The organism is Micromonospora sp. NPDC049151, assembly GCF_040648395.1.
In the GTDB taxonomy this organism is placed as follows: Bacteria; Actinomycetota; Actinomycetes; order Mycobacteriales; family Micromonosporaceae; genus Micromonospora.
This window is the reverse complement of the sequence record NZ_JBEZDP010000015.1, coordinates 141,834-151,430: the sequence shown is the minus strand read 5'-3', so window position 1 is coordinate 151,430 and position 9,597 is coordinate 141,834. Positions and strand designations below refer to the sequence as shown.

Genomic DNA, 9,597 nt, shown 5'->3' with positions numbered 1-9,597 from the left:
TCCGGCGCCCAAGTCTGGATCATGTCCCCGACAACATCCGCCACAAATAGAAGATCATGCCCGAGGCCACAACCTCACCAACTGAGACACCCCCTTACGCCCCGGATACCGACTACGGCGTGGTGGGCGGGGTGGCAGCAGCGGTGCGATCTCGGCCCACAACTCATCCGAGACGATCCACGGCGGCTGCTCACCCCTCCTCACGTTCAGACGAAACGACCCTCACATCCAGTCGGTTACGCCCACCCTCAAAAAGTTAGGACCTCTTAACACCTCGAAGGGCCGGCGGCGGTAGGTGCCTCAGCTCGCCGCGCAGGCGGTCTTGAGCTTGGCCCGGGCGGCGGTGAGATCCGCCTTGCTCGGCGCCTTGGCCCAGGTGTCGGCGAGGTCGGCCATGGCGGTGGCGACGCCCCTTACCGCGCCGTTGACCTCGTCGCTGCTGGTGAAGGCGTGCGTGTAGAGCGTGGCCGAGCCGGCCGAGTACTGGTCGCTGACCGCCGAGTGGCCGGCCGGCGGGCCGATCTTCTCCGCCTCGGCCACCTCCTTGAGGACGGCCGTGATGTCCTTCTCCGCCTTCGCGCAGGCCGTCCGGGTGGCGTCGTCGAGGCCCGCCGGCGCTGGGGTCACCGGCGGCACGGACGTGGCGGCGGGGGCGGAGGGTGTGGACCCGTTTTCCGGCGTTCGCGCCGGAAAACGGGTCCCGCCCCGGGCTCAGCTCGTCTCGCCGGCCACGCTGAACGAACGCAGGCGGTCGATCGCCAGCACCGTGAACCCGATCGCCACCAGGGCGGTGAGCACGGCCGCGACCGGCACCGAGACGCTGGTGCCGAGCAGCGGCGTCGGCGCCATCCGGTCGGCCAGGGCGATCACCCACTGCTGGATCGACAGCACCCGGGTGCCGCCGACGAACCGGCCCAGCAGCCCCTCCCAGATCAGCACGTAGACCAGGCCGAGCAGCACCGGCCGCCGGGTCACCAGGCTCAGCGCCAGGAACAGCGCCGAGTACGCCAGCGCGCCCGCCGCCGAGGCGGCGACAAGTGCCAGTCCGAGGCGTACCGAATCGGCCAGCACGCCCGCGACGTAGATCGGGACGCCCACGGTGACCGCGCTGACGCCGGCCGCGACCGCCAGTTTCGGCAGCACGATCTGCCAGCGCGGCAACGGCTTGGTGAGGATGTGCACGACGGTGCCGTCGTCGATCTCCGCGCCCAGCACGCCGGTGCCCACGATCAGCGAGACCACCGGCAGCACCACGGCGAGGCCGAGACCGACGAGCACCGGCGGACCCCACTGGCCCGGGTCGACGCCGAGCGACCGGCAGAGCACCGCCAGGCCGATCAGGATCAGCGGCAGCGGCAGGAGCATGAGGAACCGGCTCCGGCCGAACAGGCCGCGCGCGGTGATCCAGGTGACTGTCGACATCATGCCTCCACCAGATACGAGAAGACGCTCTCCAGCGACTCGTCCTCCGGCAGGAGCTGCCGGACCCGGATGCCGTGCCGGAGCGCGATCCGGGGCAGTGCCCGGGTGAACGCGCCGTAGTCGCCGGCCTTGACGGTCAGGCCGGTACGGTCCAGCTCGACGCCGGAGACCGACGCCTCGGCCATCAGCGCCACCGCCAGTGCCCGGTCGTCGGTGGAGCGGACCGCGAACACGTGCGGCCGGTTGGTCATCAGGCGGCGGATGGTCCGGTAGTCGCCGGAGGCGGCGAGCCGGCCGGCCACCATCACCTGGACCGTGCCGGAGACCTGCTCGACCTCCTCCAGGATGTGCGAGCTGAACAGGATGGTCCGTCCCGCGTCGCCGAGCCGGTGCAGCAGCGCCATCATGTGCAGCCGCTGGCGCGGGTCCATCCCGTTGAACGGCTCGTCGAGCAGCAGCACCTGCGGGTCGTGCACGAGCGCGGCGGCGACCCGGGTGCGCTGCCGCATGCCCTTGGAGTAGGTGCCGATCCGGCGGGTCTGCGCGTCCTCCATCTCGACCAGCTCGATCGCCCGCTTCGTGGCCGCCTCGGGGTCGGGCAGCCGGTGCAGCTTCGCGCTGGCGAGCACGAACTCGTACGCGCTGAGGAACGTGTGCACCGCCTCGCGCTCGCTGACCAGGCCGAGCCGCCGGTAGACGGCGGGGTTGCGCCAGGTCGGCTCCCCGTCCAGCGTCACGGTGCCCCGCGACGGGGACAGGAAGCCGGCCATCATGTGCAGCAGCGTGGTCTTGCCGGCGCCGTTGGGGCCGAGCAGGCCGGTCACGCCGGGGCCGAGCCGCATGGTGACGTCGTTGACCGCCACCACGTTGCCGTACCAGCGGGAGACACCGGCCAGGTCGAGCGTGCTGGTCGCGGCGGCGGGCGCGCCGGCCGTCGACTGGGTGCTGATCGCCGTCATCGGGCGGCCACCTTCCGGTATCGCAGGAGCAGCAGGCTGACGCAGGCGGCGACCAGCAGCACGGCGACCACGGCGTAGACCGGCCCGAAGTCGCCGATCGGCATGCCGCCCCGTCCCTGGGTCAGCCGGTCGCCGAGCGCCCAGTTGCCCACGCCGCCGACGAGTGTCGGCGGGGAGGCCAGGAAGGCCAGCTCGTTGACGGTTGTCGACGGCAGGATGTTGAGCACGCCGACCACCGGCGTGGTCATCAGGAAGACCGCCACGATGCCGCCGGCGGCGAACGCGCGCTTGCCGGTGAGCGAGGCGACGAGCAGGGCGATCGAGGCGAACACCACCGCCCAGAGCCCGGCGTAGAGCAGCCCGGGCAGCAGGTCGAGCAGTTCGTCCCACACCCCGCCGATACCCCGCTTCGTGGTGAACGCGGCACCGAGGAACATCACCAGTTGCGGGCCGCCGAGCAGCAGCCAGATCGCGGTCACCAGCGCCAGCAGCTTGGACAGGGCGTAGTCGCCGCGCGGCAGCGGCCGGGAGAAGTACAGCGGCAGCACGCCGCTGCGCAGGTCGCGGGAGACAAGCTCGGGCGCGGCCACCGCGGCGAAGAAGATGACCAGCCAGCTCATCGCGTCGGCGAACTGGGCGTACGTCATCACCACCTCGCCGATCTGGCTGCGTACCGCGGTGAGCCCGGCGGCCACCACGGTGACCACGGAGACCACCAGCCACGGGAAGATCTTGGCCTTGGCGCTGCGGCCCAGCCCGAACACGGTACGCACGCCGTGCAGGTAGAGCGCGCCGAAGACCTGCCGGCGGCCGAGTCGCGGGCCGGTGTAGCGCTGGTAGCCGATGTCGTGGATGACCCCGGTCGCGTCAGACATGGCTGGGCTCCCTCGTGGCGAAGAGTTCGGCCACCCGGTGCCGCCGCTGGTCCAGCCGGTGCAGTGGCAGGTCCAGCTCGGCGACCGCGCCGAGGATCTGGTCGTAGGTCGCGTCGTCGGCGAGCGGCACGAGCAGCAGCCGCCCGTCGCGGCTCACCGGCAGGTCGAGCGCGGCGAGCCGGGCGGCGAGTTCCTCGGTGCCCTCGCTCACCTCGACGGCGAGCACGTCGGTGGCGGTGGTCATGGCGGACACCCGGTCGGCACGCAGCAGCCGGCCGCCGTCGATGGCGACGAGCGTGTCGCAGATCCGCTCCACCTCGCCGAGCAGGTGCGAGCAGACCACCACCGAGATGCCGAACTCGGTGCCGATCCGGTGGATCAGCGCGAGCATGGCGTCCCGGCCGGCCGGGTCGAGGCCGTTCGTCGGCTCGTCGAGCAGCAGCAGATCGGGATCGTGTACGAGCGCCTGGGCGAGCTTGACCCGCTGCTTCATGCCGGTGGAGTAGCCACCGACGGCCCGGTGCCGCTCCTCGTGCAGACCGACGTGGCGCAGCGCCTCGGAGGCCCGTTCCCGGGCGACGGTGCGCGGCAGCCCGCTGATCCGGCCCAGGTGGGTGACCAGCTCGGCGGCGGACAGGTCGGGCGGGAGGGCGTCGTGCTCGGGCATGTAGCCGACGCGGGCGCGGACCGCCGCCGGGTCGGTGGTGGGGTCGAGGCCGAGCACCTGCACCCGGCCGCTGGTCGGGCGGAGCAGACCCAGCAGGATCTTGATCAGAGTGGACTTGCCGGCGCCGTTCGCGCCCACCAGCCCGATGATCCCCGGCTCGACCGACACGGTGAGGTCGGCCAACGCGGTGACCCGGCCTCCGTACGTCTTGGTCAGCGACTCGGTCGCGAGCAGTGTCACGCCGTTCAGCGTAGAACTCCGGGGCTGCGCCGGAGCCCGTCCGGACCCCGGCGATCCCCTGATCCTCGACCGCTTGCTCCCCTAGGTGGCGGGCGGGGTGGCGGCCACGCGAGGAAGCTGCCACCGTGTGTGGGCGAATCGACGGGGGGGCGGTATGAGCGACGGCACGGACCGGCCGGTGGTGAGCGTGGTGGTGCCCACGTACAACTGCGGTGCCAACATCGATCCGCTCGTCGCCTCGCTGACGCGGCAGGGGTTGCCGCCCGGCGGGTACGAGGTGATCTTCGCCGACGACGGGTCGACAGACGGTACGCCGCAGCGGCTGGACGAGCTGGCCGCCGCCGACCCGCACGTGCGGGTGCTGCACCTGGAGCACTCGGGCTGGCCGTCGCACCCGCGCAACAGCGGGCTGGAGCAGGCGCGCGGCGAGTACGTCTTCTTCGCCGACGACGACGACTGGTTCGGCGACGAGGCGCTGGCCCGCCTGCACGCCTGCGCGCGGGACCACGACGCGGACATCGTCATCGGCCGGATGGTCGGGCACCGGCGGGGCGTCCCGCGGGAGCTGTTCCGGGAGAACCGGTTCGGCGTCACGCTCGCCGACGCGCCGCTGGCCGACAGCATGACCTGTCACAAACTGTTCCGGCGGTCCTTCCTGGAACGGCACGGGCTGCGGTTCCCGGAGGGTCCCCCGCGCCGCCTGGAGGACCACCGGCTGATGGCGGCGGCCTACCTGCTCGCCGAGCGCGTCTGCGTGCTGGCCGACCACCCCTGCTACCACCACGTCCGCCGGGTGGACGCGGGCAACGTCACCGCCACCCGGATGGACCCGGCCGAGTACTACGGGGCGCTGCGGGCGGCGCTGGACATCGTCGCCGCGCACCGCCCGGCCGACGGGGCCCGCCTCCGGCTGCACCGGCGCTGGCTGCGTAAGGAGATGCTGAGCCGGCTGCGCGGGCAGGCCCTGCTGAACGCGCCGCGGCAGTGGGCCGACCAGGTGGCCGGCGAGGTGGGTCAGCTCCTCAAGGAGCGCTTCGCGCCGGAGGCGGTCGCCGGGCTGCCGCCGATCTTCCAGGTGATCGCACACCTCGCCGGGCAGGGGCGGACGGCGGATCTGCGCCGGCTGGCGGAGTGGGAGGCGAGCATCCGGGCGCGCGCCACAGTCGACAGGTGGCGGGTACGGGGGCGGACGCTGACCGTCGGCGTCTCCGCCGACCTGGCCGCGGGTGACGAGCCGCTGCGCTTCGACGACCAGGGGCTCCCGGTGCTCCCGCTGGCCGACACGACGCCGGCCGGCGCCGTGCTGCGGGCCGGCGGGGCGAGGACCGACCTCGTCGTCCGCAGCCGGGAGACCCGGGAGGAGTTCTTCCTGCCGGTCGACACCGGCACCGAGCGGGCCGACGACGGCCGGGTACGGCACCGCAGCACCGCTACCGTCGACTTCGCGGCGCTCAACGGCGGACGGACCCGGGGCACCTGGGAGGTGCGGGCCCGGGTGATCCAGGCCGGCTGGGCGCTCGACACCCGCCTGCCGCTGGTGGTGCGTTGCGCGGCCGACGGCGGCCCGCTCCGGGTGGAGGACGCGCGCCGGCTGCGATCCCGGATCCGTCGCGCGGTCCGGCGACTGCGGGACCGCGCGGTCGGCCGGTCGGCGCGCGCCGGCAGCCGTTCGCACGATCGACCGGCCGCGGCCGGCCGGTAAGGATTCGGTGACCCCGGTTCGTCCTCGGCACGGTCGCCGCACACGCGATCACCGGGAGGCCGGGTGGCGCTCTCGACCGATCGCCGGTGGGCTGCGAAACTGTGTGCCGGCCGGTGAGTTGGGGGTTCGATGAGCAACGGGTGGCTGCTACCCGAGGACGTTCTGCGGGATGCGCCGTCGTACGCGCCCAGACCCGCTGAGCTGGCCGATCTCCAGTTGTTGCTGAGTGGGGCGTACGCGCCGCTCACCGGTTTCCTGAGCCGGGCCGACCTGGCCTCGCTGAACCGGCGCGGCCGGCTGGCCGACGGCACGTCCTGGCCGGTTCCGGTGACGCTCCAGGTGCCGGCGGCGCTCGCCGACGGGCTGGACCCGGCCGATCCGGCACGCCGGGCGGTGGTGCTCACCGACGGTGAGGGCGCGCCGGTGGCGGCGATGGACGTGACAGACGTCTGGCCGGGCCGTGAGGGCATGGTGGGTGTCGGTGGCGCGGTGCGCCGCCTGGGCGACGGCGGCCACGGGCCGTTCCAGCGGCTGCGGCGCGGCCCCGACGAGGTGCGCGGCCTGCTGCCGCCGGGCCGGGTGCTCGGCGTGTTCGCCGACCGCCCGCTGCACCGGCCGCAGCTGGCGCAGATCGCGCACGCGGCTCGTACGCTCGGCGCGCACCTGCTGGTGATGATCCCGGTGGGTGAGGAGTCGATCGGCGGGCTGCCGGCCGAGGCGCTGGTGCGCAGCGTGTTCGCCGCCCGCGACCGGATGCCCCCGGCGACGCTCGTGGCGGTGCCGCTGGCCCGGCGGCGCGACGAGATCAGCGACGCGCTGCTGCGGGCCCGGGTCGCCGCCGCGTACGGGGTGACCCACCTGCTCTCCACCGAGGGCATGCTCTCCGGCGCCGGCCTGCGCGTGCTGGTGCCCCGCGAGCTGGCCTACGACAACCGGGACGGCCAGTGGCGCTGGCGTGAGGACATCCCGCCGCGCAACCGCCGGCTGGCGCTGAGCACGCGGGAGATCGACGACCTGCTGGACCGGGGGTTCCCGCTGCCCGAGTGGCACACCCCGCCGGCGGTGGCGAAGGAACTGACCCGGGCCCGTCCGCCGCGGCGGCACCGGGGCCTGGTGATCTTCCTGACCGGCCTGTCCGGCTCGGGCAAGTCGACGATCGCCAGAGGGCTCGCCGACGTGCTCCGCGAGCAGGGCGACCGCACGATCACGCTGCTCGACGGCGACGTGGTGCGGCGGGAGCTCTCCGCCGGGCTGGGGTTCAGCAAGGCCGACCGGGATCTCAACGTACGCCGGATCGGCTGGGTGGCCGCGGAGATCGCCCGGCACCGGGGGGTCGGCATCTGCTGCCCGATCGCGCCGTACGCGGCAGCTCGCGCCACCGCCCGGGAGATGGCGGAGACGGCCGGGGCGGGCTTCCTGCTGGTCCACGTGGCGACGCCGCTGGCGGTCTGTGAGCAGCGCGACCGCAAGGGCCTGTACGCCCGGGCCCGGGCCGGCCTGATCACCGGGATGACCGGCATCGACGACCCGTACGAGGAGCCTACCGACGCCGACCTGGTGGTCGACACCTCGGAGCTCAGCGTCGAGGAGGCTGTCGGGAAGGTGATGGAGCACCTCACCGAGACGGGCTGGGTGGAGCCCCGCCTCCAGCCCGCCTGATCGTCTGATCGCCGGCCGCGTTCCGGCACACAGCACGTCGACCGCCGCCGTCCGGACTTCCGGACGGCGGCGGTCTCGCATCACCCCTCGTTGCGCGGTAGTGTTCGTCTTTGTTGGAACACGTTCGACCGCGTGAAGTGTCCGCGCGGCCGGTGAGACGCGGAGGTGAGCCGGGGATGCTGGCGCGGCAGCGGCAGACGGCGATCCTGGAACGACTGCGCCGCGCCGGGGGCGTCCGGGTCACCGAGCTGGCGGCCGAGTTCGGCGTCTCCGACATGACCATCCGGCGCGACCTGGACACGCTGCACGAGCAGGGCCTGCTCGCCAAGGTGCACGGGGGCGCGACGCCGGCCGGTCCCGGCTCGACCGACGAGCCCGGCTTCCACGCCAAGTCCATCCGCCAGTCCGCCGAGAAGGCCGCGATCGCCGAGCACGCCGCGCTGCTGGTCCGGCCCGGCGCCGCGATCGCGCTCTCCGCCGGCACCACCACCGCCGAACTGGCCCGGCGGCTGGTGGACGTGCCCGGCCTCACAGTGGTCACCAACTCGCTGCCGGTCGCGGAGGTCCTGCACGTCGGCGGCCGGCCGGACCAGACGGTGGTGCTCACCGGCGGCGTCCGCACGCCGTCGGACGCGCTCGTCGGCCCACTCGCCGTGGCCGCGATCGCCACGCTCCACCTGGACCTGCTCTTTCTCGGCGTACACGGGATCAGCGAACGGGCCGGTTTCACCACGCCCAATCTGATGGAGGCGGACACGAACCGGGCGCTCGTGGCCGCGGCGGACCGGCTCGTGGTGCTCGCCGACCACACCAAATGGGGCACCGTCGGCATCTCGTCGATCGTGCCCCTGGACGCGGCGGACGTGCTGGTCACCGACGACCGGTTGGCACCCGAGGCCCGACGGGTACTCGACGACAGGGTGGGTGAGCTGGTGACGGTGCCCACGACGAGGGGGGCGGAGTGAAGCGTACGCAGATCGCGCTGGCCGACGGCCGCGAGCTGATCTACTTCGACGAGCGGGACGACGCGGTCCGCGACCAGCCGGACCGGCGGGACCTGCCCCCTCCCCCGCCCGCCTCGCAGCTGCGATACGACCCGCTGACCGACGAGTGGGTGGCGGTGGCGGTGCACCGGCAGACCCGCACGTTCCTGCCCCCGGCCGACCAGTGCCCGTTGTGCCCGTCCCGGGGGGAGCGGCACAGCGAGATCCCGGCGCCCGACTACGACGTGGTGGTCTTCGAGAACCGGTTCCCGTCGCTGAGCCAGCGGGTGGCCGACGAACCGGTCGAGATCACCCCTTTCACCCCGGTACGCCCGGGGCGCGGCAGGTGCGAGGTGGTCTGCTTCACCGACGACCACAACGCGTCGTTCGCCCGGCTCTCCCCGGCCCGCGTGCGGACGGTGCTGGACGCGCTCGCCGACCGCACCACCGCGCTGAGCGCGCTGCCCGGCGTGGAGCAGGTCTTCCCGTTCGAGAACCGGGGCGTGGAGATCGGCGTGACACTGCACCACCCGCACGGGCAGATCTACGCGTACCCGTTCGTCACGCCGCGCACCCGCACCATGCTGGCCGCCGCCCGGCGGCACGCCGAGCGCACCGGGGGCAACCTCTACGCCGACGTGCTGGCCGCCGAACGGGCCTCCGGGGTCCGGGTGGTGACGAGCAACGAGCACTGGACCGCGTACGTGCCGGCTGCGGCGCGCTGGCCGTTCGAGGTGCACGTGGCGCCGCACCGGCCGGTGCCGGACATCCCCGCGCTCGACGACGCCGAGCGGGACGCGTTCGGGCCGCTCTACCTGGACCTGCTGCGCCGCTTCGACGGGCTGTTCGACATGCCCATGCCGTACATCGCGGCCTGGCACCAGGCGCCGGCGCGGATCGACAGGGAGCTGGGCCACCTGCACCTTCAGCTGTTCAGCATCCGGCGGGCCAAGGACAAGCTGAAGTACCTGGCCGGGTCGGAGTCCGGCATGGGCGTGTTCATCAACGACATCGCCCCCGAGCGAGCCGCCGACCTGCTCCGCTCCGCGTGAAAGGAAGGGCCCCTTATTAACGCCTGCGGTAGAGGAAG

9 protein-coding genes are annotated in these 9,597 nt (G+C 73.2%); 4 read left to right on the top strand and 5 right to left on the bottom strand.

What is annotated here, in order from left to right; genetic code table 11:
- Positions 1 to 300 precede the first annotated feature (300 nt).
- From AB0B20_RS19070 to AB0B20_RS19050, 5 genes are all read right to left on the bottom strand, one after another.
- Entirely contained in the window at positions 301 to 627 is a 327-nt protein-coding gene (locus tag AB0B20_RS19070) for a hypothetical protein (RefSeq protein ID WP_357472036.1), read from the bottom strand.
- A gap of 84 nt (positions 628 to 711) precedes the next feature.
- Entirely contained in the window at positions 712 to 1,422 is a 711-nt protein-coding gene (locus AB0B20_RS19065) for an ABC transporter permease subunit (protein WP_357472048.1), read from the bottom strand.
- A complete protein-coding gene (locus AB0B20_RS19060; protein ID WP_135241974.1) occupies positions 1,422 to 2,381 on the bottom strand; it encodes an ABC transporter ATP-binding protein in 960 nt (319 codons plus the stop codon). The genes AB0B20_RS19065 and AB0B20_RS19060 overlap by 1 nt, the downstream gene beginning before the upstream one ends.
- Entirely contained in the window at positions 2,378 to 3,256 is an 879-nt protein-coding gene (locus AB0B20_RS19055) for an ABC transporter permease subunit (RefSeq protein ID WP_357472033.1), read from the bottom strand. Before AB0B20_RS19055 ends, AB0B20_RS19060 begins: the two co-directional genes overlap by 4 nt.
- Positions 3,249 to 4,163 (bottom strand): ABC transporter ATP-binding protein, encoded by a 915-nt coding sequence (locus AB0B20_RS19050; RefSeq protein ID WP_357391191.1) that lies wholly within the window; start codon positions 4,161 to 4,163, stop codon positions 3,249 to 3,251. Before AB0B20_RS19050 ends, AB0B20_RS19055 begins: the two co-directional genes overlap by 8 nt.
- 154 nt (positions 4,164 to 4,317) lie before the next feature.
- Between AB0B20_RS19050 and AB0B20_RS19045 the strand changes: the two genes are divergently transcribed.
- The 4 genes from AB0B20_RS19045 (at position 4,318) to galT (ending at position 9,559) form a co-directional block, all read left to right on the top strand.
- Positions 4,318 to 5,865, top strand: coding sequence for a glycosyltransferase family 2 protein (locus AB0B20_RS19045; RefSeq protein ID WP_357391192.1), 1,548 nt, complete (start codon positions 4,318 to 4,320; stop codon positions 5,863 to 5,865).
- A gap of 129 nt (positions 5,866 to 5,994) precedes the next feature.
- The gene (gene cysC, locus AB0B20_RS19040) at positions 5,995 to 7,524 is read left to right on the top strand and encodes an adenylyl-sulfate kinase (protein WP_357391194.1); all 1,530 of its coding nucleotides are present in this window, start codon (positions 5,995 to 5,997) and stop codon (positions 7,522 to 7,524) included.
- 176 nt (positions 7,525 to 7,700) lie between these two features.
- Positions 7,701 to 8,489: a DeoR/GlpR family DNA-binding transcription regulator gene (locus AB0B20_RS19035; protein WP_357472030.1), complete on the top strand. Its 789-nt coding sequence runs from the start codon at positions 7,701 to 7,703 to the stop codon at positions 8,487 to 8,489.
- Positions 8,486 to 9,559: a galactose-1-phosphate uridylyltransferase gene (gene galT, locus AB0B20_RS19030; protein ID WP_357472027.1), complete on the top strand. Its 1,074-nt coding sequence runs from the start codon at positions 8,486 to 8,488 to the stop codon at positions 9,557 to 9,559. The genes AB0B20_RS19035 and galT overlap by 4 nt, the downstream gene beginning before the upstream one ends.
- Positions 9,560 to 9,597 lie beyond the last annotated feature (38 nt).

Excerpts from the sequence above, each read along its gene's own strand:
- AB0B20_RS19065 (WP_357472048.1), bottom strand. The coding sequence starts at position 1,422 with ATGTCGACAGTCACCTGGATCACCGCGCGCGGCCTGTTCGGCCGGAGC.
- AB0B20_RS19035 (WP_357472030.1), top strand. The coding sequence starts at position 7,701 with ATGCTGGCGCGGCAGCGGCAGACGGCGATCCTGGAACGACTGCGCCGC.
- AB0B20_RS19045 (WP_357391192.1), top strand. The coding sequence starts at position 4,318 with ATGAGCGACGGCACGGACCGGCCGGTGGTGAGCGTGGTGGTGCCCACG.
- cysC (WP_357391194.1), top strand. The coding sequence starts at position 5,995 with ATGAGCAACGGGTGGCTGCTACCCGAGGACGTTCTGCGGGATGCGCCG.
- AB0B20_RS19055 (WP_357472033.1), bottom strand. The coding sequence starts at position 3,256 with ATGTCTGACGCGACCGGGGTCATCCACGACATCGGCTACCAGCGCTAC.
- AB0B20_RS19060 (WP_135241974.1), bottom strand. The coding sequence starts at position 2,381 with ATGACGGCGATCAGCACCCAGTCGACGGCCGGCGCGCCCGCCGCCGCG.